We start from the raw sequence: 24422 nt of genomic DNA on the forward strand, positions 1-24422 counted from the left end.
TGTATATAAGCCATACCCTTCAGAAAACGACATATATACCAATCTTTACCATACACAGTACATAAAACACTCAATATCAGTAGATTAAAAGCATAAACAAAAGAAAGGTACATTTTTGTATTATTTTTTAGACTCTGTACATACTAATAGAATAGTCAGTATCACTGATTTATTTTGTATAAAAATTTTGTCTTCTACCACTAACCAAAAGAACAGTAAAATTATGACACTAAAAAATGCAATTAACACAAAAACTAAAAAAATGAAAACAATCAAGAAACAATTTTTATTAAAAATGGCTTTTGTAGCCTTCGTTTTATTATCCAGTAGAGCTTATGCACAAAATGCAAATTCTGAAGTATCCACTCAAAGGGACGGTTTCATCTTTGAATTCGTGGTAGGTGGTGGTGCTATCAGTATAGAAGATAGCTATGAAATTCAAACTTTCGACAAAGCTCAAGGAACGTTCGTTTTTCCAGATGTAAAGTTTGGTCACATGTTAAATAAAAATCTTGCTATTACTCTCTCTTTACCAGGAAATATATACGAATTTCAAGATAATGACAGGAGCTTTGGAGGTGTTATTCCATCGCTACAATATTGGGTAAAAGATAGATGGTGGATTCATGGTGGAGTTGGTTTAGCAATAGATTCACCAGCACTATATGATATTGAAGACGATGTCAATGATGATTGGAATTTTGGTACTGCCATAATGGTAAGTTCAGGTTACGAAATTTATAAAAAGAAAAACTTCGCACTTAATGTACAGTCAAAATTAGTTTTTGGTCATGTGTCTTTAGATGGAGATGCAAATAGAGATGCAGCAATCTTTAATGTAGGATTAGGGTTTAGTTGGTTATAAAAATTTATCTATTGTAAGTAGTCGTACAAAATTAACAATACATATAACTGATTAGCGAGGGATTTATATGATTTTTAAGATGAAATACAAGATAAATACAAATACGGATAATAGTAATTGTTTTTTTTAATACTTATTTAATTTCATTGTATTATCCTGTAACTATCATATTGATCATAAAAATCACTCGCTAATTATGTCCTACTACTTATATATTCTATTGTTACCAAACATATAAAGCAAACTATGAAAAATTTGACATTTGTAATTTTATATATTCTTCTTTCAGGAGTACAAACCACATTTGGACAGAATGAAACAGATGATATTATAGTAGGCAGTAAGTTCGTTATTAAATCTAATATTTTAGATGAAGAAAGAACCTGTTTAATAAGTCTTCCCGATTCATACAATAATTCATCTGAAGTTGATAAAAAATATCCAGTTATCATATTATTGGATGGATATACTCATTTTAAAACAGCATCTGGAATAGTACATTTTATGAGTTCTAATAGGAATCGAAACAATTTAATGCCTGAAAGTATTATTATAGCCATAGAGAATGTTGACCGAGAACGAGATTTTACAGTTACAAAAATTAAGACCAAACGACCGAATAATATGGGAGGTGGAAGGATTTTTTTGAATTTCATTGAGAAAGAACTAGTGCCTTATATTGATAAAAAGTATAAGACAGAGCCGTTTAGAACTCTTGTTGGGCATTCTTTAGGAGGACTACTTACACTAAATTCCTATATGGATGAAAACAGCGTATTCAATGCTTACATTTCTATAGACCCAAGTATTTGGTGGAATGAGGAGATGATGAAAAACAAAGTTGATTCTACTTCCTCAATATCATTAGATAAAAAACTTTATATCGCTACTGCCAATCAAGGAGAGGCTAATTACGAAAGGAATAAACAAAGACACGACTCTCTCTATACTTTAATAACAAAGAAATCGGATAAACCTCTAAATATCGAAATAGAATATTTTGAAAAAGAAAACCATCGCTCTGTACCATTAGTAGCTCTATACGAAGGGTTAAAATATATTAATCAAGAGGAATGATTTCGAAGCTGGTAATATCAACAAATACGTTTGGTAACACCATATATAATTTATTGCTGGCTTTTTGCCTACTTGCGAAAGTCCTTGCGGACTTTCTTGGTCGGTAATTAGTTGCTTAAAACACGTAACAAACTATATAAACACGTTGAGTGCCATTAGGGCAAAACTGTAACAATTACCCTTTTACAGAGTCAGAATTAGTATAAAATAATAAAAATAAATCATCTATGATTGCAAATACAGAACAGAAAAATTTAATTAAGACCGCTAGAATAACTGGCTTATGGTATTTAATGATGGCTATTACAGGAATTCTAGGGTTTATGGTCTTTCATTCTCAAATATTTGTGTCTGGTAATCCTGAACAAACGCTAACAAATTTAGTAGAATTAGAATCTACAGCAAGAATTAGGTTGCTATTAGAATTTGGTATAGTGATTTCTCAGGCACTTACCGCAGTTTGGTTTTTCAAATTATTTAAAGATAATTATGAATGGGAAGCATGGACGCTAGGTATATGGGGAATGGTAAATGCTTTAGCCATTATGATTAGTGCAATTTCAATCGCCTCAGCAATAGGTATTGCAAATTCTGAAATAAGTGCCATGGAAGACAAAGTTTTACTAATTCAGGTTTTTCAAAATATTATTTCGAATGCTTGGGGTATTGGTAGTCTATTTTTCGGGTTATGGTTATTTCCAATGGGATACATAGTTATCAAATCTAAAAGGTTACCTGTCTGGTTAGGAAGAATAATTATTTTAGGTGGTATAGGCTATCTAATTTCTACAGTCATACACTACACAGGAATTGATTTTAGCTACAATAACTTTCTTACTCTACCTGCAACCATAGGAGAATTTTGGATGATAGGTTATTTACTAATTTTTGGCATAAGACCTAGCTATAAATTAGCCAAGCAAAATGAAAACAAATAATTATACGCATATTAAAACAGCGAGTGTTATAGTTATTCTATTCGTAATAGGCACACTTCTAAATATTCCTTTTAGTCGAGAATTAAAACGATTAAAAATTGAAGCTGGTGATGCAAGTGTAAAATTATCAGATTCGATAGCTACTGATATAATACAAACAAGTATTTATGGTTTTATTTTAGGAGTGGTTTTGGTCTTTGTGGGCTTATGGTTATCAAGAAATGCAAAGTTAGGAGTACCTGTAGTAGAAAGTTTTTTTTCAAATAGTGAAAAAACAAAATATCCATTTTTTACTAAAAAACTTTTATATTCTATCGGTCTTAGCGTGGGTTTAGCATTAGTAATACTTTTAGTTCATAAATTCATTAGATATTACTGTCCTGCAACGAGTATTATTGAAAGACCTTCTAAACTATTTTATGCTATCGTATCATTTTCGGCAGGAATTACAGAAGAAATTATGTTTCGATTAGGATTAATGTCTCTAATTATAGCAGTAATTCAATTTTTAAAAAAGGAAACTAAACCTACAAATACTGTGGTTTGGGTAGGCATAATAATTACGGCAATATGTTTTGGCTTAATGCATTTGCCACTATCAAAAAGCTTTTCAAATTTTACTTTGGTTACTGTTGCCTCCACCATGATAGGTAATCTAATTACAGGATCATTCTTTGGTTGGGTGTATTGGAAACGAGGTTTATTAATAGCAATAACAGCTCATATTATTTGGGATTTGGTTTTTCACGTTATAGGTTCGCCATATATGTAGGGTAGAATTATAATATGTATCAACTTGTTACTATTTGAAATTTGGATTTTGGTAAAATAAGTGAATCTTAAAAATTATAAAATGAAAAAAACACATTATTCTTTACTAATTGTAATAGCATTAGTTTTTAGCTCCTGTAAAAATGCAGAGCATAAATCAAAAGTAAATAAGGAAGCAAGTTTAGAAGAAATTTATCTTGGACAAAAACCACCAGGATTAATGCCTATACCATTTGCTCCAGGTCTTGTATCTACAGATTTGTATGAATCCACTAGTGCATTTACCCCAGATATGAAGGCATTTTATTTTGTTAGAAGAGGAGAAGAAAATAAAAAATCAGCTTTTTATGAATATAAATACAATGAAATTAATGGGATTTGGGAAAAATCAGAAATAGCATCACCATGGATAGGAAGACCAGTAATTTCTCCAGACGGTGAAACCATGCATTTAGGTGACAGATATTTAAAAAGAACGGAATCTGGATGGTCGGAATTACAAAACCTTGAACCACCCACGGTAAGTAATGATTCTATGTATATTATGCGTCTTTCATCATCTGCAAATGGCACGTATTATTTTGACACTTATATAGAGTCTGATTCCACTTTTCCAATTCGCTATTCACGTTTGATAGATGGAAAGCATGAAGAACCCATAGCTTTGCCCAAAACAATAAACACAGGAGCTTTTTTAAGTCATCCTTTTATAGCCCCAGATGAATCGTATTTGTTATTTGACGCTCAAAGAGAAGATGGTTTTGGGGACTCTGATATTTATATCAGTTTTAAACAAAAAGATGGTACTTGGGGTAAGGCAATTAATTTGGGAGATAAAATAAACACCAACGCATGGGAAGCTTCTGCGAGTATCACGCCAGATGGTAAATACCTTTTCTTTAGTAGAAATGTAGGATCAGATGATTTTGAAAATGTAGATGTTTTTTGGGTAGATGCTCAAATCATTGAAGCATTAAGACCTAAGAATTAAATCTTTAATATTAAAATTTAATTAACAAATGAAAAAGTATAACAAAACAATTCAGTTTATAAAATCAAGAGTTATTGGTGTCTTATTTCTTTTGGCTTTTTTATTTTATGGTATTGGGCGCAGTTTATTTGAAAGTGAGCTAGATGCCTATAAATACTTTGGGTCTGTGCTAATCATCATAAATTCAGTTGCAGTATTGTTGATTGGTTTTTTTCTAAGAAAAACCATAATCAAGTTTAACCTTTTAATAGGAAACACTTACTTTTTGTCAAGAGTAATCGAAGCATTAGCACTTGGTAGTATTCTTTTAAACCTAATTCCTGCAATTAGTATTTCTTTGGATTTTGGTTATTTTATTGCAATGTTTTTTTTAGGAATTGGTAGTATTCCAATGTGTTATATATGCTACAAACATAATCTTTTACCAAAATGGCTGGCTTTATGGGGGCTTATTGGATACACTTTTATGGCTATAGGCTTTTTAATGGAGTTATTTGGCAAAGAATGGAGTATGTACTTACTAATATTAGCAGGGTTCTGGGAAGTAACTTTTGCTATTTGGTTAATCATTAGGAGAGAACAAAACCCAAAATAGTAACAACAATGAACTTTGGTCTAAATTGAAAAGTTTGTGGTCATAACGCTACTATTCTTATACAAGAGCGATAAAAAAGTTGAACAAAGTGAAAAATGTTTAAAGGTAAAATCCAATTATTCACAAGTCATTTGTCATAATATTTTAAATACATCAATCATAACCATCAATCAAAAGACAAACAACACATGTTTTTCAAATCAAAAGAAGGAAAAGAAAAAATTATAACCCTTTACAATCAAAAGTTAAATGAGTTGAATATTGAATATTCAGAAAAGTTGGTAGAAACAAAATTCGGAGCTACTAATATTATAATTACTGGTAATACTAAAAAACCTCCTTTATTACTAATTCACGGAACAGGTGGTTGTGCGCCTCAAATCTTAGAATCGTTTCCAAATTTATCTTCAAAATACTGTGTGTATGCCGTAGATGTGTTAGCACAACCTAATAAAAGTGCTGAGAATAGATTGGATATGAGGTCATTAGATTATGGAAAATGGTTGATGGAACTCATTGAAAAGTTAAGCCTAAAAGAAGTTACATTAGTTGGTTTTTCATTTGGGGGTTTCATCTCTTTAAAGACTTTAGAGTTCAACGAAACACTTATAAAAAAAGCATTCTTAATTGCACCTGTTTATATTGTAAATGGAAATCCTATTTTGGGTTTATTTAAAATGTTTATGCCTTTAAAAAAATTCATAAAAACCAATAATCCACAATATATTAACAAGGTTATGAACGTTCTTTTTTCTGAATATGACGATTTTGCTTTGCAATTTATGTCAACTACGTTTCAGAATTGTAATATGGATTTTTCTCCTTTGCCTATAATCACTAGAAATTCGGCAATGAATATTAAAGTTCCTATTACGATTTTTGCCTGTGAAAATGACTTGATGTTTCCTGGTAAGAAAATGATAAAAAGAGCTAAAAAAATATTTCCTTCACTAGATGAAATCATCTTGTTAGAAAATTCGAAACATGTACCCAACAATAAAAATTTTAAAATAATAGAAGATTTAGTCTTAAAAAATTAAAAAGAACAAGTACAAGATAAGAAATTACATCTATTGTTGTCAGTACAAACCTAAAGGTTCGTGTTTTAGCGTAGCGACACCAACAAAAATACGTACAAAACTCATTCTTAAACAACTTCACAATCAAATGAAAATGATCTGGCATAATTACATATTTGTCTATAAATACATTTTTATATTAATTTTCAGTCAAATTAATTATTCTATCTGCTTTTTGTCCCATCTGGGTAAGACAAACTAAGTTGTTTTCTATTTTAGATAATACATTTTCCTTATCCAAAACACGTACAGTTATAAAGTACGCTCCTTCTTTTGAATAGTCATAGTTTGTTAAACGATATTTTCCGTGTCGTATATGTTTCATGTTGTTTTTATTAAATTTTGATGTAACTATTTGATTTATCAAATGAGAATGAATTTAATAAATTAAATGGCTACATTTTTTCCATTTCCCCCACAATTTCCATCGTCTTTACACTTACCGTACAAACACGCTGCAAAAGCTCAATAACTTCTTCTTTATAATCTTCAAATTTATAGGTATTGAATCTTTCTCTAATCGTTTCATCTCGTGGTTTCTTTTCTTTGTATTGGTCAAGAATCCACTCTAAAGCACTCCGATTGCCTAATTTATACTCCCAAGCAAGAGCAGGAATGTTTTTGAGTGTCGTTTGTTCGTCTAAAATAATCTCACTCTTTTTCTTATCAGCTTTTAGTTTGGTTTTATTCAGACTACTACTTTTGAGCGTGTTTTCTTCTCGCTGCAAATCCTGTTTTTCTACCTTTTCATAATCAAGATGCAATTCCATTAATTCTTTGCCTTTTTCTGACCAAAACCAAAAATATCATAATGATTTTGTGTTAATCTATCATTTAAAGACTTATCAGCATAATAGAACTGTTTTACATAAGGTCTATAATTTGATTTAGTAATTAATTCTTTATTAAAAATTAAAGCTATATTTCTTTTAAATAAACTTTTTAATGATTCACTCCATTTAATTACAGTTTTCCAAGATTTATCATTTTGAGATAACAAATCATTATAATTATCTACAAAAAATTCTGTTTTATTTTTTAAATTATCTTCATCAAAATCATAAACCCATTCATCTCTAGCTGATAAAGGAGCATTTGCATACAATTTAAAAATAGCTTTTTCATCTTTTCCTGCTTTTGCTTCTTTGCTGCAAATAGGCATTAACTCCTCAAAATCTGTATCAGCCAGATTAAGCCAATTATTTTTTTTACTTGGTGTAATTAATTCAAAAGGAATTTTCTTAAACTTCGTATTTTTTAGCCATTCTAATTTTTCTTCTTTTCGTTGTTCGTCTGTAAGTGTGAAGTAGTATATTTTAGCTTTTTTCATTTTTTGTTTTTTTTGTAGGATTGAATCGGTCTTCATACCAACGCTGAGGGTTTTGATCGATATAATTTGCTATTCTTTGAAACGATTGATAATTTCTAACAATGTGGTCGTGATAGTTGCGTTGCCATATTCTTTCCCCTTTTGTGTTCCGTAACTGATTTATTTGTTTTGTTACAACCGTTTTGAAAATTCCCAGAAAGGAAGAAATAGAATTTGGCATTCGCCGTAATCGTAGTGATTCACCGTCGTGAATCATTCTATCGTGAATCCTATTATTAGTATTATTATTTTGAGATGCACGATTGTGCATCTGTACAGAATTATCATTGGATTCAATTTCGATAAGCATATGCACATGATTCGGCATCACAACCCATTCGTGAAATATCCAGTTGCTTCGTATTTCTATTGATTTTTGAATTTCTGCTTCCACAATCTTCCCAAATTCATTCAATTTCATCCTTGCTCTCTTCCGTACAGGCGCATCGTCGTGCGTCTCATTATTATTATTATTATTCGCACTGTCGTTCGAATCTACTACATTATGATTCGCACGACGGTGCGAATCTACATTATGCGAATCTACGGTATTGATAACGCTACCAAACAAACATTCGAAATCTTGCACACAAAATGTAATGAAATAAATTGCTTCCCTGCTATAATCCCATCCTCTCAAACGATGCGACTCCGAACGATATTTTCCTTTATATTTTGCCATAATTAATTTCTTCTCCTTTCCTTATGTACAGACGCACCATCGTGCGTCTCTATAATAATTTTATTTTAATATTTATGCATACATTATCACACATTATGCACACGACGGTGTACATCTGCTACACATGACGGTGTGTATCTACTCCTTTTTTCTTATCAAAAACATAATTGCTACACCTGTCTGAATACCAAAAACATTATGTGTTGTTCCTGCAATTTTGGGATTTGCTCGTACATCTGATTTTGTATCTACAATATAAACATAATCAAAATCTTCATAAATACATTTTCGAAAACCATCAAAAGTTCGGCTATCTATAAAACTACGATTCGTAACAAAAGCAATAATTCCCTCTTCGCCCAATCTATCCACAGCCCAACGATAAAAACGAGAATACATATCATATACTTTCGTTTTTTGTGCCGTACTTTCTTTTATATACGTATCTTTTATTCGCTTGTCTAAAGCTGGATATTCTCTATTTTTATTGTTATCATTTTCGTTTTGTTGGTTGGCATTGTAAGGAGGATTTCCAATAATAACCGAAATTTTGCGTTCATTTTGCCTCTTGATACGGTCTAAGTTTTCAGCCGAAAGGCTCGTAAAAAGTCCTGTTTGTTTTCCTGCAAAGCCAAAACCCATATTATCCAAGGTATCCACAAAAACGAGGTTTTCGAATTCTTTGTACTCTCCTGTTTTTTGTTGATAGGCATATTCAATATTCAGATTGGCAATATAATAGGGCAAAATACTGACTTCGTTGGCGTGAATTTCGTTTTGATATTTGTGTCTTATCTGTTCTATTTTTGAAGAAGGAAAATAATCTATCAAATCAGTAATAAAAGTACCTGTTCCTGTGGCTGGGTCAAGAATTTCTATGCCTTGGCTCAACAGTTCTTTACCAAAATGCTCATACAAAAGATGGTCGGTACTCTCAATCATAAAACGTACAATTTCATTGGGCGTATAGACAATTCCTAGTCGGTCAGCACCTTTTGGATTGTAGGCTTTATAAAAATCTTCATAGATGACCTTCAAAAAGGTTTGTTTTTCCTGTACATCTTCTATTCGTGCAGCGACCGTTTTGATGACGGCATAATAATTTCGGATTTTGGGATAAAAATTTCTCTTGATATTCTTTGTAAAAAAAGTTTTCAAGACATTTTCTAGTTCGGAAGCAATATTGTTTGACCTATGAAAATCAGCTTCATCAAAAATGGTATTAAAAATATCTTGTGTCAGAATGTGCTGCACGAGCATTTCACGAATATCTTTTGGTGTAATATCTGGATTGATACTATCTTGACAAATCTTTAAAAATTTCGTTTTTGCTTTTACAAATTCCTTATTTTCTTTGGCTTCCTCGTCCATGAGCTGACGCAATTCCTTAATAATTGGAGGAATATCTGTCTTGAAATTCTCTAAGGCTTGTCTAAATTCGGTATATTCTGGTCTTTCGAAACTAACAAACTGCTGCAAAAGAGAATACAAATTTACACCTTCATCTTGCATTTCTGCCGTAGCCACACGTTTTCCATTTTGGTATAAAATGGCTTGTTGTGTATCTTCAAAAATGATATTATCGTTGGGATAACCTTTAGCAAATTTCTTTTTTATTTCGTCTTCAATGTCGTCAGCTTCATCTTTTGATTCCCAATATCCCCAATCTAGTCGGTTTACTCCTTTTACAATTCCGTCTGGTCTGATTGTCTTTCCTTCTGGATTTTTGATACTAATCTCTTCTACCAAAGTTAGATTTTTGGCTTGACACAGCGCATACAAAAGGTTAGAAAACGGACGTTTGAGAGCCATTTCGTTTCTAGCACCCAAATCTTTGACTTTGCTAAGTTCTCTTTGGTAATTACGGACGAGTTGTACAGATATAAAAAAATGGATAATGTCGTCGGTGAGGACACCGACAACGGTAAATAATCAGTTAGCAGTTATGAATAATCTCAATTTTCTATTTTTGTAAATATAGATAAAAATACATTCTTTTTGTACAAAAAAAACAGACTTTCTAGTTTATTAGAAAGTCTGTTGAATGAATGTTTTTATTAAGTAGTTGCTCATAACAATTTTGTTATTTTTGATTTTCTCTTATTAATAATGCTATTTTAATTAAGAGGGTGCAAAATTTATAGTATATTCTTTTTCTTTTCCAAACTGAGCTAATATATCTAAAACAGCCTTTTGGAGCGTTTTCACATTTGTCCAAGCTGCTATATCTAACCAATAATGCTTAATATGTTTCCACAACATTTCAATATAATTTAAGTCTGAACAATAAGAAGGAAGGAATTGAATAAATACATTTTTTTCTTTCCACTTTTTTATTGCTTTATCTACTTTATGATTGCTGTGAGAGGTCGCTCTATCTAAAATCAAGAGTATTTTCTGCCCTTTTGCTCGTTTTTCAATAAAATTATTTACACAAGCAATAAACGTATCTGCATCCATAGATTGATAGAATTCATAAAATTCGCTTTCATTATTAGTTCGCATAAATCCTAAGATATTTGCTCCTCTAGCACGGTTGGCAGGTAAAAATACTTTTTTAAGCGTCTCCAAAGTCTTTTCTTGCCAACCATACATACTATTAGGATTTAGATGAAAACTACTCTCATCACTAAACCACACTTCTACCTCTCCCTTTTCTTCTTCTTTTAACCACCAGTCAAGCTCTTTCTTAAAAAAGTCGTGCATCCACTCATCTCGTTGAGATTTTAGCGATTTTTGTATTCGTCTCCAACTCCACTTTTTTTTTTAAGAAAACGTTTTAGAATAGAAGGATTAGTTTCAATTTGATGTTCTTTTTTCAATAAAACAACGGTTCTTTTTAAATTTTGAGGTGTTTGTTTTACAGCTTCTAAAATAATTTCTGCATTTTCAGTAGCTAAACTACTTTGAGAATGAGCCATGTTTTTATCTAAAAGCCCCAAACAGCCCATTGATTCGTACCTATCAAACCAACTTTTTATACTATTTTCACTCACATCAAATTGTGCTGAAAGCTCCTTAATAGTAAACTTATGTTTGGAACTCAAACAAATTGAACTAAATCGTTTACGTTCTCTTGGTAAGAGTTTTACATCACTACTAGATAAATAACGACGAAGTTCCTGTTCTTGAAAAATACTTAGGGGAGCTATAAAACGCATCAGAAATATAAAATTGTGTTTTTTGAAATAAAAAATCAAATCTAACAAAATTGTAGCATATAACTACTTATTAGATTTTTTTAAAAAAGGGTGTTTAAATTTAGTTTTATACTTCCTCTTCCCAAATAGCCAAGCATTTTTTTTCTTGCCAAAATTTCTCTAACATCATTTTAGGATTCAAAACTACTTTTATGGTAAGTGGACTCAAACGAACACTTATTTTGTGCGAAGGTTCTCCATACGTTCCAATATCAACGACTTCATTTCCGAGCAGTTTCAAATCATTTCTATCCAAATAACTCATAATGGCAGGAACTTGTAAATCTACTCCTCCAGTAGCTTTTGCATGTGGATTTTCTAAAAATTTGGCAGTTTGTATCAATTCCTCCAAATCAGCAGGGTTATTTTCAAAATGCAATTCATAACTTTTATAATAGATACTTTCTAACGCATCTTCCTGTGAAATAAATTCGCCATCAATTACATAACCGATAAGCCAATTATCGCCATATTTTTTATCCCATTCTCTCTGTCTTTTTTGTCTTTGTTTGAGGTTTCCTGCTTTTCCGATTTTTCGTTCTACAATTTTCCAACTCATTGATAGTTTGCTTTTTTTGATAGAAAATGATTGTAGTTAGGAAACTGCTTTTTTGGTGGGAAAGGTTCAGAATTAAATCAATTCAAAATTTTCAAAATTTCCTCATCTGTTTCTCTTGCTTTCCATTTTTCTAAAACATCAAGGGCAAAAACATCATTTGGTTTTATTTCTAAATACATTTTGAGAGAATGAGCTTTAAGTGGTTTAGTAAATTTAAACCTTCTAGAATATTTTCCTTCTTTAATTCTTTGCTCAGAAATAGCTATATCAAAAAAATAATAACAGTATTTTTCAATAAGTGGGTTTTCTTGTTCGTATAAATCTTTGATAAGATAGAAACTTCTTAAATAAGCCCAATCGTTATCTTTCACTATACTGCGAGTAATTAATCTAGAAAGTAATGAGATGACTAGAGGTTTATCTCTTAGAGCTGAAAGATATTTCATGTAAATGTGTCCATACGGACCAAACTTCCCTTTCTTTTCAAAAGCCTTTTCAATAAATTCAATATTCTCTACCTCGTCAAAAAAATCTGGATACTTTACTAATACTTTCATTGCTTCTATAGAATACCAGATATGACACTCCTCAATTATACTTTTAAGTTTATCAACATGATTTTCTATTTGAGACAGTCCAATCAGTTCAAAGGTAGCTTTTACCCAAGCTAGTTCCCAGTTCTGTCCTAAAGTATATTTATCTAATTTTTCTTTTATTGAAACAGGACATTCTTGTGGATTATCATAAATATTAAAAAGTTGTGATTCCCATTTTCTCTTAAACTTTACTGTTTCATCTACTTTAATATCTTCTAGTATTCCTTCTGAATTATCAATCATTGAAGTAATCGTCTTTTCAATATTACGATAAGTTCTATAAAAAATGAAGCGAACAAGTAATTGAATAAATCTTTTCATAGTCTGTTTTGGAGTTTTAGAAAACATCAATTTACTGCTAAAATTTCATTTTTAGTAAAAAACCACCTCTAAAAACAAAAAAAGAGTTTTCAAAGGTGGTTTCAAATAAACAATTTGCTTCATTTTATCACAAAAAGTAAAAAATAGCTATATTTACTTTTGTTAAACTATTTAAAGAAAATAATTACAATGTCTAACATAAAAGAAATAGAAAAGTGTATTGAAGAAAACTTAAAAACTAAGAGTTCATCTATAGATTTATCAAGATGTAAACTTACTGGTAATGAAGAGGTGCTAAAAGAGTTAGCAAAAGTGAAGCATTTATATCACATTAAATTACAAGATAATATAATTACAAATACAGATTTTTTATCAAATTTGAATTTTATAGAACGTTTGTATTTAGCAAATAATCAGATTTCAGATATTTCTTTTCTTACACAATATTCTAATTTGAAACATCTTGACTTGAGTAACAATCTTGTTCAAGACTATACTCCAATTAGCAAAATGAAAAGACTACAAGGACTTTTTTTGAGTAGAAATAATATTTTAGAATATTCTTTCATTGAACATTTGACTACAGTACAATCGCTTAGTTTATTTGAGAATAAAATTGAAGATATTTCATTCTTGAAAAATTTAAAAATTCTAACATATTTGAATGTAGAATGTAACAAAATAAAAGATATTTCTGCTTTGAAAGGACTAAAACACTTACAAAGACTTAACATATGTAGTAATGAAATATCAAGTATATCATTAGATTTTCTGAATGAACTACCTAGATTAGAAGAGTTATTTTTAGATAAAAATCCAGTAAAAAATATTCCAACAGAACTATTCGATAAACGAGAAAATGTATTAGATTCTGTAATAGAATATTTAGAGTATATAGAAAAACGCAATCAGTTAATTTATTTAATAAATGAAACAGAATATTATACGTTTTTCGATGAAGTAAGAAATCTAAACAAACAAAATGCAGAGGTATCTAGACTAAAAAAACGATTTATACATGATGGAGGAGGATATGAGTTTCCAGAACAATTAAAAGTTTGGGTATTACATAACTTCCAGTAAAAAACCACCTCCAAAAACAAAAATATTTTCAAAGGTGGTTTCAATAAATTTATCTATTCTAAAAAATTACTTCTTCGGAACAGGAAAACCTCTATCACGCATCAGAGCTTCCATATTTGCTTCACGTCCTCTAAATAATTTGTAGGCTTCGGCTGGGTCTATGGCATTTCTTGGCGCAAATAAATGTTTTACCAATTTATCAGCCATTTCTTTGTCATAAAAACCGTCTGGAGCTTCTGCAAAGGCTTCGGCTGCATCAGCTGTCAAAACATCAGCCCACATATAACCGTAATACGCTGTCGCATAGCCTTCTCCTGAAAAAACGTGTCCAAAATGTGGCGTTCTGTGGCGCATGACAAGCTGTTGTGGCATTCCTAACTCTTCCAATGTTTCACGTTCAAATTTATCTACGTCGATAGTTGCTGGGTCTGCTAAGTGAAATTTCATATCCATTATGGCAGAAGCTAAATATTCTGTTGTAGCAAAACCTTGATTAAACGTTCCTGCTTTTTTGATTTTTTCTACTAACTCTTTTGGCATTGGTTCGCCTGTTTTATTATGCACCAAATAATTATTGATTACCTCGTCAGTAGATAACCAACGCTCCAAAAGCTGCGACTGAAACTCGGTATAATCTCTCACACCACCATTCAAAGTTGGATATTTTACATTTGAAGAAAGAGCGTGAAGTGCGTGTCCAAACTCATGAAAAAATGTATTTGCATCATCCCAAGAAACTAAAAGAGGTTGATTCGGTGCAGGTTTTACAAAATTTGAGTTGTTGGAAGCTAAAACATTTTTCTTTCCATCAAAAGTTGTATGACTTCTGTAACTTGTCGCCCACGCTCCCGAACGCTTTCCTTGTCTAGCATACGGGTCAAGATACCAAAGTCCGATATTCTCGCCTGTGTCTTTGTCGGTTACTTCCCAAACCTTTACATCTTCATGAAAAACAGGAACAGAACCCTCTGGAACTGGTGTAAATTTAAAATTAAACAAACGACCTGCTACATAGTGCATCGCTTCGGTAAGTTTGTCAAGTTGCAAGTATTGTTTTACTTCTTCCGAATCCAAATCATATTTTGCTTGTCTTACCTTTTCGGCATAATAACGATAATCCCAAGGTTCAATTTTGATATTATCTCCATTTTTGTTTGCTATGGCTTGCATGTCTTTGACTTCTTCATCCACTCTAGCAATAGAAGCCTTCCAAACTGTTTCCATCAAATTCATTGCATTTTCTGGTGTTTTTGCCATTCTGTCCTGCAAACGCCATTCTGCATAATTTTTATACCCTAAAAGCTCAACACGCTCTCTACGTAATTTCAAGATTTCTGCAATGATTTTGTTGTTGTCGTATTCATCTGCATTATCTCCTCTTGAATAATAATTTTTCCAAACTTTTTCACGCAAATCTCTTTCTGTCGAATATGTCAAGAACGGATCCATCGAAGAACGAGTATTTGTGATGGCATACATTCCTTTTTTTCCGTTATCAGTAGCTATTTTGGCAGCAGACTTAACAAAACCTTCTGACAAGCCTCCTAATTGAGAAGAATCCAAATAAGTAATATAACCTTCTTCATCGTGCAGAACATTATTTGAAAATTTAGTGTAAAGTGTTGAAAGTTCTTTATTAATAGCTGCGTATCTTTCTTTTTTCTCTGGACTAAGTTCTGCACCATTCATTTCAAAACTTTTATAGGTCAGTTCTAAAACACGTTGTTTATCAGCCTCTAAAGGTGTAGTTTGTGAGTTATCATAAACAGTTTTGATACGCTGAAAAAGTTTTTCGTTTTGAGTAATTTTAGACTGAAACTCAGAAAATTTAGGAGATAATTCTTCATCAATCGCTCTAAATTCAGGCGAAGACATATTACTACTCCAAATTCCGTAATAATTGAAAGCTCTGTCTAGTTCTTTTCCAGCACGTTCCATTTCTTCAATGGTGTTTTCGAAGGTAGCAGGCTCTGGATTGTTGGCTATTTTTTCAATATCAGCCAAATTCATTTCCATTCCTTTGAGCATGGCAGGTTTGATATCTTCTAGCCTCATTTTATCAAAAGCAGGAACTCCACCATAATCACCTGTCCATTCTTGTAATAATAAATTTTCTGTTGTGTTTTCTGTCTGTGTTTCTGTGGTTTCTTTTTTTACTTCTTGCTTACAGGCTGTAAATGCAAATAAAGTGAGTAGTAAAAATAGACTTTGTTTTATTGTCTGTTTTATCATGTTTGGGTATAGGTTTATTAAAAGTTGAATTTTCTTTACAACTTTAAATTTAGCTATACTTTTTATAAAACTTTCTTGGCAGGCTAATGAAAGGGGATTTATTAGGTTTTTTTGTGAATGTGGAATACGATAATTAAAGATTTTTGATTCTTAATTTTCGCCATATTTGTTATGTATTCTGTCAAACTATATTTTTGTTTAGATTACACCAATTAATATAGTTGTGATGTGGCATACAAAATACAGTTTTTCTACTCTTCAAACAATTTCTAAAATTAAATGCAAAACAAAAAAGTCATAAAAGATATTATTTGTCAAGTTTTGGTAAAGCAAAAATCAAAAAAAGTCATTTATAAACTTTTGAATCAATTTTTGCCTACTTATGAAAAATTAGACCTTTTGTCTTATTCTAAAATTGATGATGAAAATTATATTTTTGAATCAGAAGAGGAAATGATTGATTATTTTATAAATACTCCAAATCTAAGTCAAAGGTTTTATTGGACGAAAGAACCAAATAATTTAGATAAAATTATGGTAGGAGTAAATATCACAACTGATAATATGATGGTTGTTAGTCTAACTTTAGATGGAACATTGGAAACAGAAAGGAAGTATTATTTGAAATTAAAACAATTTTTAGATTCTCAAATAGGTGTGATTTCCTATATAAATCCAACAGAATATGATAGTGGACAAGATTTTATAGACAGATATGAATTACTGAAATACAATTTTGAAAAATAGAATACTCATAAAACCGAACTAAAACCATATAGAAAACTGTTTGCCTAAAAAACAACTAACAACTGTAACAACTCAAACAAATAGAAATGCAAAAATCAAGACGTATAAGTATTGCAAAAGATACCGTTGAGGTCATCAAAAATGGTTTTTATATCAATCAGAAAGGCGAAAAAGTAGATATATCAAAAATTCAAGAACAAGCACAGAAAAACTCAGAGCTTTTTGAAGCAAAAGATAATTTTATGCTAGAAGCTCATTATGAACCTCTGAAAAGTATAAAAAGAAAGTTTTATACACAGAATGAATCAGTTATGGTCGTAATTGATAATCTGTTGAAGGCGAATAATGAACCTGTTTTTTGTCTGAATTTCGCCTCTGCCAAAAATATTGGAGGTGGTTTTCTGACTGGAGCGCAAGCACAAGAGGAATCTATCGCACGAGTAACAGGACTTAGTGCGTGTTGTTTTGAGTTTTTTGAAGAATATTATCAGTTTCATCGCAGTAGAAAAAGCATGCTTTATACCGATACAATGATTTATTCGCCTAATGTTCCGATTTTCAAAAATGATGAAGGAGAATATTTAGACAAACCACAAAAAGTAAGTATTCTTACTTCGGCTGCCGTAAATGCAGGAGTGGTCAAAAGGCAAGAGCGAAAACGAATAGACCAAATTATTCCTGTTATGTATCAGCGAACTGAAAAAGTATTGGCTATTGCACATCGTAATGGTTACAAAAATTTAGTGTTGGGAGCGTGGGGATGTGGAGTTTTTCAAAACGAACCTGCTGATATTGCCAAGATTTTTTACGAACTTCTGACTACAAAATTTGAAAACTGTTTTGAAGAAGTCGTCTTTGCTATCAAAACAAATGATGAAAAAATTATTAATCCTTTTTTGAAGTATTTTCCAGAAAATTGAATTAAAAAACTGGTTCAAGTGTCGACGCTTGAACCAGTTCTTTAATTGATGTCTTACACATCAATTCTTCCACTGATTTTTTTCTTAGAAAATGGTTTTCTTACTTTCAATGAAAAGGTATGAGGAAGTTTATCATAAGGAGGTTTGAAACGGAATTTTCCTTTTTCTATTTCTTTCAAATTTGGAAAACAGTTGTAAACACTATATTCATATTCATTAAAAAATTCTAATTGCAATCCTTGTGCAAGCAGCGAATTAATGATTTCGCTAATAGAATGATTCCAAGAATAAGAAACTTGTTTTTGTTTGTGTCTATCGCCTGTATAAGATTGTTCGACTTCTTCTATAATTGAAGACTCATTGAAGTAAGAATATTGAAGCGCAAAGTTATTTCCCCATTCATACATATAAATCACAGGGTGAAATTCTACCATATAAAAAAAACCACCTTCTTTGATATAACTTGCTACTATTTCAGCCCATTTATTCAAATCGGGAAGCCAACCAATCGCACCATACGAAGTAAAAACAATGTCAAATTCGCCTTCTAAATTATCTCTAAGCGAATAGACATCAGAAACTACAAAATTTGCAGGTGTTTCTATTTCTCTAGAAAGTTCACCTGCTAATTCTATTGAGGCATCAGACATATCCATTCCTGTAACCTCTGCACCCATATTTGCCCACGAAAGCGTATCCATTCCAAAATGACATTGAAGATGCAACAGTGATTTTCCTTTTACGTTGCCTACTTCATTTATTTCAATGGCATTCAATGAATTTCTATCTTTTTTGAACTGTGCAACATTATAAAAATTAGAATCTCGGTGAGCTTCAGTAAGTGAGTTCCACATTTTTTTATTGGCTTCTAGGTAGTCGCTTGGTTCTTTTTCTTGCTCTTTTTTGTATTCTTCGTATTCTTTATCTCTTTCGTTCATTTTCAAATTTTTTATAAGGATAGAATAAAATAAGTTCGTTTTCTATATTTTGATAGCTCAATTTAGCAATAAATTTCTTAAAAATTAAACTATAATACAGCTATTTTTGTATTCTAATCATAATTAGCTACGCTGAATATTCAGTTTGTAATTTTCTAATTGTCTTTGCCAAGCTATCGAATAGCTTTACTACTTTAGAAGGGTATAATTCTGTCTATTTTTTTCTATTGGTAAGAAATCAGTTTTTTGATGAAAAAGCAGTCGTACTAAATACGTTCATTTTTATTTCAACAGCTTAACTATATCATATTATAAACAAAAAATAATGACAAAATATATTGTTCTTACCCTTTTATTTTTGCTAAAAATAGGTTTTGTTTTTGGGCAAAATACAGATTCACTTTTTCATGTAATTTCTAAAAAACATGAGAATGTTCCTTTTTATACGATTATAAAAGATACAATTTATAGTAAAAATAAGAAATCTATGTATAGTTATGAGTTTGTGCAGCGAAAACATAAAGATAAGGTTTTTGTCTTTGTAGTTTTTTCAGAAAACATGAATATGAAATATTACAGATATTACGCTTCAAAAAAACAGAATGATAAACAATTTACTATCATAGACAAAGATGAAAAAGAGCTATATTCCTATTGGAAAAATATTGAATTATTAGATTTGAATAATGATAATATACAAGAAATAGCTATCTATTATGAAATTGGTTATCCTTGTAATCATAAAGAAATATATAATTTTTCTACAGATTCGCTTGCTCCTGTTGTTTTAAAAGCCCCTTATGATATTGGAATATTGGTTTGTATTGACACTACTAAAAATCTTTATTTTACAATAAATCGGAATAATTTAGACGGTTTGTGGAATTCAGAGTTATTTATTATTCCTAAGAACTTTTCCAAAGAAAAAATTATAGGAACTGCTATATGGGATGGTATAAAGTATAAAAAAAAAATTAATACTAGTGCTTATTATATTAAACCTGTTTTTAATATCAGTAGCAAGCAGAACACCTATTTTGATAGTAATTCTCGTTTGATTATCGAACAGTTTCATCCCAATGTAAACCATTGGAATTCAAAAGAAAATATAGAATTTATGAAAAATGCTTATTTGAAAATGATAGAAGAATTTAATATTGAATACTGACAAAAAAACTATCCCTTCAAAATTCCTAAAAACTTCTTTATTTTTCCGACCATACTCAATTTTTTTGATGATGTTGGTGTTATGTTTTTATATAAGATAGTAATCATGCTTTGACTTAACCATTCTTGAGGAGCATCATTTTCTGAATTACTAAATTTATTTACAGAATTGGTCAAGCGAATGACCTCATCTAAAGGTACACCTAAAAGAACAGCTATTTGAGTAATGGCACTTCGTTCTTCGGTGGCTACTTCATCATCCGAACGAGCAATTACCATCAAATCAATCAATAAAATTTCTCGTAATGGACTTCTAGCTATATTTTGGGCACAAAGTTGTATATCTATACTTGTTGGTTGGCGAGAATAAGAAGCGAGTATTTGTTGTTCCTCTTCTGAAAGCTCTGCTATTTCTGTTATTTTTTCTAAGAAAGCAACTTCATCATCGGATAAGTGGTGGTCACTAAAAGCAATAAAAATAACTAATTGAAGGTAAGCTAATTTTTCTTTTGTGCTACAATTCTTTAAAATATGTTCGAATGTATTCATTTAATATGACTAATGTATTCTGACTAGAAAATTTATATAAATAGTAGTAAAGAGATTAAAAACCAAAATTATAAAGCAAAATAGAAAAAAAATGACGATTTTTGCCAAAAATAATTTCTAATTAAATCATTTTAAAGATTAATGCAGCAGTTTAGCTCAAAAAACAGTCTAATTACTAACCTCTATTTATTTTTTTAAAAGGTTCAAAACTAACGTATTATTTTTAGTTATACCAATTTTATAAAATCAATTTATCTATTCTAATCATTTCAAATATGTCAAATCGTTTTGTATTTTATTTTCTAGCTTTTATCTTATTTAGTTTTGTTTTGTCTTCTTGTGGAGATAAAAAAGATGATCCAACGCCAAAAGAACTTCCTGATCGTCCTGTTGTAACATGGCAAAATGCTCCGTCAGCAGATAGAATATTTTATACTGATGAATCGGTGGTGCTACAAGCTACTAAAACAGGTGGATATATTGAAGAATTGGAATGGAAAATAAATGGAACAATAGTAACCAACCCACAAGAAATTATTATTAACGAAGATTCTACTCTAATTTCGCTTTCTCATCCATTTGATGCTCCTGGTAGATATGATGTGAGTTTGAGAGTAGCCAATGAAGGAGGAGAATCTACTATTATTCAAGTATTAAATTTTGAAGTACGTCCGATTCCACCATTAGATTTACTAGCAGGACAAGTATCAAAAACGTGGAGATTTACATCTATAAAATTAAATGATGGTCCTGAATTAATTAATGATTATGAGGAAGATAATACACTTCAATTTTTTAGAGAAAATCAGACTGATGGAACATATACATTTAATTGTGTCTTTGATAAAGGAACACTAACAAATGGAGAAGCAAATTCGAATGGAAGATGGAAATTTATCTTTAATGAAAGATATATTGAGTTTTCTAGAATTAATGTCTTTCCTAATAATGCAAGCATTATAGAATTAACAGAAACAGAAATGACATTGGGCAGAAGTGAAGGAGATTCAGAGATAATCTATAAACTAATTCTTGTTCAATAATCTTTAAAGAAGAACTAATTTTTGTAGTGTAATAATTATGCACATGTCAAAATTAAGGCTTTTTTCTATTGCAAAAATAGAAAAAAGCCTTTTTTTATTTGTTTTTTTTTGTAAAAATGAAAAAAAATAGATTTTTATTTATTGTATTTTTTTAAGAATTTTGATAATGATTAATATAATTAACTAAAAAAGTGGATATTTGTAATAAAACTATTCTCTGTATGTTTTGTCGTGTTTTTTATGAACGGTGGTACGATGTTGAGTAAATTAGTAAAGGAAGTAAATTGTATTTTTTTGAGAAAAATAATAGTTTTACTATTAAAAAAGACTAAAAATTGTTTTTGTAATAACTTGCAAATCAGAAAGTTATATGTTTACTTTGTGTTATAGGTATGCACGCATACTATATTAAAACTCACAGTATGACTAGCAGTCATAAGATGAGAATTGTAAAAAAATACATACTCATTAACTCAAGTTAATTAACATTTGATGTAATTTATCAATAAAATAAGTCATTAAGTTGGGTTTACAAGATGAATTACAATTTTTCACACAAACAATTAATATCCCTTTATTATGAACAGATTAAACAGAATTTTTCAAACCACACTAGCCTTTTGTATTTTCTTACTTTTTAGCTTTGGAGCAGTAGCTCAGCAGATTCAAGAAAATAATCTTGTTCCTCCTTCACAAATAACTAGCATTTCTGGAAGTCTTTTGGGAAGTGGAATAAGCGATGCAGGTAATATTTATTATGGAGCTACTCCATCAAACCTTAGAGCAGGTTCTCCTGTAATCGTTTTTATTCATGGTTATTTTTCTCGTGCTAGTTCTTGGTGGATTTTAAATGATATGTACACAAAAGCATTTAATGACGGCTATCGTACAGCATTCGTTTCAGTACACCCAGACAAAAATATGTGGGTAAATGGTCAGCTTTTTAGTAACATGCTTGGCACAATTACAAATCATCTTGGTGTAAATAAAGTAGTAGTAGTAGCACATAGTAAAGGTGGTTTAGACACAGATGCTGCTGTGGTACACTATGGCGCACATACAAAAGTAGAACGTGTAATTACACTTAGTACTCCTCACTACGGAACTCCTCTAGCAGACTTGGCTCAAAGTGGCTGGGTATCTTGGTTATCTAGTGTTTTTGGTCAAGTAAATGATGCTACTTTTTGTCTTCAAACAGGTTATGCAAGTGGTTTCCGTACACAAACAGCTAATCACCCAAATTATTCTAAAGCTAAATTTCGTACAGTAGGTGCTTGGGGATATGGTGTGCTTCTTTCAGTTCCAGGTGCATATCTTGACTGGAATGGTGGTGGTCCATTTGCAGGTGGAAATGACGGTGTTGTTACTTACAAAAGTTCAAAACGTCCTAATGCGATGCACTTACTTGGTGGATTTGGAAACTGGACAACAAACGTAAATCACCTTGAAATACAACAAGGAAGTAAAATGTGGAGTACTATAAAAAGTAATTTACCTTATAACCTTTCTAAAGAAGCTGCCAAACCAGTAGAAAATGATTTTACAAACCCAAATGCAGTTATTGAAAGTAGAGTACAAGTAATTAGCTCTGAAAAAACAAGCCGTAATTTTATGGTAGAAAAAGGCGTAACTGAAACGATGTTAGATATCCATTCTTTAAATGCAAATGAAGAGTTTGTAATCATTGCACCAAATGGAGAGAAAGTAAGTCCTAAAGTTTTGCGTGCTTCTGAAGAAGCAGGTGATTTGATAGGTGGCTTTGCTACTACACTTTCTATTCAGAATCCACAAGTAGGAACATACTCTATTGAATCTAAATCTGCTTTTGTGGCATTGGTTACTGCAAATGAAGGAGTTACTCTTCGTATGACAAGTGATTTGAACGATAAAAAACAGGTTTATAATGTTGGAGAAACAATTAATTTGAATATTTCTCTTATAAATGAACTAGGAATCAATACAAAAGGCGCAAAAGTAACAGGTGCAATGACACTTACTTCAAATGATGTAAAATCACAAAATGCAGTTGTATTAGAATTTAAGCAAAACAATGGTCAGTTTACAGCTACTGTAAATGATAAATTGGAAGCAGGAATCTATAACATTGCTATACAAGCTGAAAATGGAAACTTTAGCAAATCTTTAGTTACAAGTATTGCAGTTGTAGATGGTGTATTGTATGATGTAAAAGCAGAAACAATAATTCCTACTAAAATTGATGAGAATAGCATAGAGTCTATTAAGTTAATGCCTTCTTTTCCAAATCCTTTCAATGCTCATACTACCATTAGTTTTGAATTGAAAAGTTCTTCTCCTGCTGTTCTTACTATCTATGATGCAGTAGGTCGTGTAGTTGAAACAGTTGATTTGGCTTCTTATGGAATTGGAACACACCAATATACTTGGAATGTAAATCAGAACAAAGTGAAAAATGGTCTTTATATCGCTGAAATCCGTAACGGAAGTGAGCGTGTAACTCAAACAATGGTTTATTCAAAATAAATCTAAAAAACAAAGTTTCAAAGTAAGTTTGAAATAATGTTGAGTTGTTTTATTAAAATGAAAATCAGAAAGTCGAAAGGCTTTCTGATTTTTTTTCTATTGCAAACACAGAAAAAAGCCTTTTTTTATGGTTCTTTATGATTTTAGTTGCAAATGTTTAAATTAGCATTTATTTTCTCTTTATTACAAATATCATTT

Annotated in this window: 25 protein-coding genes; 13 read left to right on the forward strand and 12 right to left on the reverse strand. The window is 30.8% G+C overall.

The genetic code is table 11. From position 1 onward, the window contains the following. The first annotated feature begins 223 nt into the window (after positions 1 to 223). The 7 genes from ACE193_RS03080 (at position 224) to ACE193_RS03110 (ending at position 6277) form a co-directional block, all read left to right on the forward strand. Positions 224 to 865, forward strand: coding sequence for a hypothetical protein (locus ACE193_RS03080; protein ID WP_375561553.1), 642 nt, complete (start codon positions 224 to 226; stop codon positions 863 to 865). 246 nt (positions 866 to 1111) lie between these two features. After that, positions 1112 to 1942 carry an alpha/beta hydrolase gene (locus ACE193_RS03085; RefSeq protein ID WP_375561554.1) on the forward strand — a complete coding sequence of 277 codons (831 nt, stop codon included), beginning with the start codon at positions 1112 to 1114 and terminating at the stop codon, positions 1940 to 1942. A gap of 227 nt (positions 1943 to 2169) precedes the next feature. Beyond that, positions 2170 to 2880 (forward strand): DUF4386 domain-containing protein, encoded by a 711-nt coding sequence (locus ACE193_RS03090; protein WP_375561555.1) that lies wholly within the window; start codon positions 2170 to 2172, stop codon positions 2878 to 2880. After that, positions 2867 to 3652 carry a CPBP family intramembrane glutamic endopeptidase gene (locus tag ACE193_RS03095; protein WP_375561556.1) on the forward strand — a complete coding sequence of 262 codons (786 nt, stop codon included), beginning with the start codon at positions 2867 to 2869 and terminating at the stop codon, positions 3650 to 3652. Before ACE193_RS03090 ends, ACE193_RS03095 begins: the two co-directional genes overlap by 14 nt. Positions 3653 to 3733: 81 nt before the next feature. After that, a complete protein-coding gene (locus ACE193_RS03100; RefSeq protein ID WP_375561557.1) occupies positions 3734 to 4642 on the forward strand; it encodes a hypothetical protein in 909 nt (302 codons plus the stop codon). Between the two features lie 28 nt (positions 4643 to 4670). Further along, positions 4671 to 5237: a DUF4386 domain-containing protein gene (locus tag ACE193_RS03105; RefSeq protein WP_375561558.1), complete on the forward strand. Its 567-nt coding sequence runs from the start codon at positions 4671 to 4673 to the stop codon at positions 5235 to 5237. A 188-nt stretch (positions 5238 to 5425) separates the two neighbouring features. Further along, positions 5426 to 6277 (forward strand): alpha/beta fold hydrolase, encoded by an 852-nt coding sequence (locus ACE193_RS03110; RefSeq protein WP_375561559.1) that lies wholly within the window; start codon positions 5426 to 5428, stop codon positions 6275 to 6277. A gap of 178 nt (positions 6278 to 6455) precedes the next feature. Here ACE193_RS03110 and ACE193_RS03115 read toward each other — a convergent pair whose 3' ends face one another. The 9 genes from ACE193_RS03115 to ACE193_RS03155 form a co-directional block, all read right to left on the reverse strand. Further along, positions 6456 to 6641 (reverse strand): hypothetical protein, encoded by a 186-nt coding sequence (locus tag ACE193_RS03115; RefSeq protein WP_375561560.1) that lies wholly within the window; start codon positions 6639 to 6641, stop codon positions 6456 to 6458. 70 nt (positions 6642 to 6711) lie between these two features. Then, a complete protein-coding gene (locus ACE193_RS03120) occupies positions 6712 to 7086 on the reverse strand; it encodes a type ISP restriction/modification enzyme (protein ID WP_375561561.1) in 375 nt (124 codons plus the stop codon). Further along, complete coding sequence (locus tag ACE193_RS03125) at positions 7086 to 7646, reverse strand: type ISP restriction/modification enzyme (RefSeq protein WP_375561562.1); 561 nt, start codon at positions 7644 to 7646, stop codon at positions 7086 to 7088. The genes ACE193_RS03120 and ACE193_RS03125 overlap by 1 nt, the downstream gene beginning before the upstream one ends. Continuing rightward, entirely contained in the window at positions 7633 to 8367 is a 735-nt protein-coding gene (locus ACE193_RS03130) for a transposase (protein WP_375561563.1), read from the reverse strand. Before ACE193_RS03130 ends, ACE193_RS03125 begins: the two co-directional genes overlap by 14 nt. A gap of 138 nt (positions 8368 to 8505) precedes the next feature. Continuing rightward, positions 8506 to 10197, reverse strand: a complete 1692-nt coding sequence (locus ACE193_RS03135; protein WP_375561564.1) for an N-6 DNA methylase — start codon at positions 10195 to 10197, stop codon at positions 8506 to 8508. A 291-nt stretch (positions 10198 to 10488) separates the two neighbouring features. Then, on the reverse strand, positions 10489 to 11073 hold the full coding sequence (locus ACE193_RS03140; RefSeq protein WP_375558686.1) for an IS630 family transposase: 585 nt from the start codon (positions 11071 to 11073) through the stop codon (positions 10489 to 10491). A gap of 20 nt (positions 11074 to 11093) precedes the next feature. Beyond that, a complete protein-coding gene (locus ACE193_RS03145; RefSeq protein ID WP_375558687.1) occupies positions 11094 to 11528 on the reverse strand; it encodes a hypothetical protein in 435 nt (144 codons plus the stop codon). Between the two features lie 106 nt (positions 11529 to 11634). Further along, entirely contained in the window at positions 11635 to 12126 is a 492-nt protein-coding gene (locus ACE193_RS03150) for a hypothetical protein (protein ID WP_375561565.1), read from the reverse strand. 77 nt (positions 12127 to 12203) lie between these two features. Then, entirely contained in the window at positions 12204 to 13043 is an 840-nt protein-coding gene (locus ACE193_RS03155) for a hypothetical protein (protein WP_375561566.1), read from the reverse strand. Between the two features lie 189 nt (positions 13044 to 13232). Between ACE193_RS03155 and ACE193_RS03160 the strand changes: the two genes are divergently transcribed. Beyond that, positions 13233 to 14126: a leucine-rich repeat domain-containing protein gene (locus ACE193_RS03160; RefSeq protein ID WP_375561567.1), complete on the forward strand. Its 894-nt coding sequence runs from the start codon at positions 13233 to 13235 to the stop codon at positions 14124 to 14126. Positions 14127 to 14192: 66 nt separating this feature from the next. Here ACE193_RS03160 and ACE193_RS03165 read toward each other — a convergent pair whose 3' ends face one another. After that, positions 14193 to 16358, reverse strand: coding sequence for a M3 family metallopeptidase (locus ACE193_RS03165; protein ID WP_375561568.1), 2166 nt, complete (start codon positions 16356 to 16358; stop codon positions 14193 to 14195). A 279-nt stretch (positions 16359 to 16637) separates the two neighbouring features. On the opposite strand from ACE193_RS03165, the gene ACE193_RS03170 reads away from it, so the two are divergent. Both ACE193_RS03170 and ACE193_RS03175 read left to right on the forward strand, forming a co-directional pair. Further along, positions 16638 to 17105, forward strand: coding sequence for a hypothetical protein (locus ACE193_RS03170; protein ID WP_375561569.1), 468 nt, complete (start codon positions 16638 to 16640; stop codon positions 17103 to 17105). Positions 17106 to 17191: 86 nt separating this feature from the next. Further along, entirely contained in the window at positions 17192 to 18025 is an 834-nt protein-coding gene (locus tag ACE193_RS03175; RefSeq protein WP_375561570.1) for a TIGR02452 family protein, read from the forward strand. A gap of 53 nt (positions 18026 to 18078) precedes the next feature. Here the strand turns inward: ACE193_RS03175 and ACE193_RS03180 are convergent, their stop codons facing one another. Next, positions 18079 to 18963: a class I SAM-dependent methyltransferase gene (locus ACE193_RS03180; protein WP_375561571.1), complete on the reverse strand. Its 885-nt coding sequence runs from the start codon at positions 18961 to 18963 to the stop codon at positions 18079 to 18081. A 325-nt stretch (positions 18964 to 19288) separates the two neighbouring features. On the opposite strand from ACE193_RS03180, the gene ACE193_RS03185 reads away from it, so the two are divergent. Further along, a complete protein-coding gene (locus tag ACE193_RS03185) occupies positions 19289 to 20131 on the forward strand; it encodes a hypothetical protein (protein WP_375561572.1) in 843 nt (280 codons plus the stop codon). A gap of 8 nt (positions 20132 to 20139) precedes the next feature. Here ACE193_RS03185 and ACE193_RS03190 read toward each other — a convergent pair whose 3' ends face one another. Then, a complete protein-coding gene (locus ACE193_RS03190; protein WP_375561573.1) occupies positions 20140 to 20679 on the reverse strand; it encodes a hypothetical protein in 540 nt (179 codons plus the stop codon). A gap of 275 nt (positions 20680 to 20954) precedes the next feature. Here ACE193_RS03190 and ACE193_RS03195 point away from each other — a divergent pair, with 275 nt between their 5' ends. Beyond that, on the forward strand, positions 20955 to 21722 hold the full coding sequence (locus ACE193_RS03195) for a lipocalin family protein (RefSeq protein WP_375561574.1): 768 nt from the start codon (positions 20955 to 20957) through the stop codon (positions 21720 to 21722). Between the two features lie 579 nt (positions 21723 to 22301). After that, the gene (locus ACE193_RS03200) at positions 22302 to 24224 is read left to right on the forward strand and encodes a T9SS type A sorting domain-containing protein (RefSeq protein WP_375561575.1); all 1923 of its coding nucleotides are present in this window, start codon (positions 22302 to 22304) and stop codon (positions 24222 to 24224) included. Positions 24225 to 24422: the final 198 nt, after the last annotated feature.

This window comes from Bernardetia aquimarina, assembly GCF_042180575.1.
In the GTDB taxonomy this organism is placed as follows: domain Bacteria; phylum Bacteroidota; class Bacteroidia; order Cytophagales; family Bernardetiaceae; genus Bernardetia.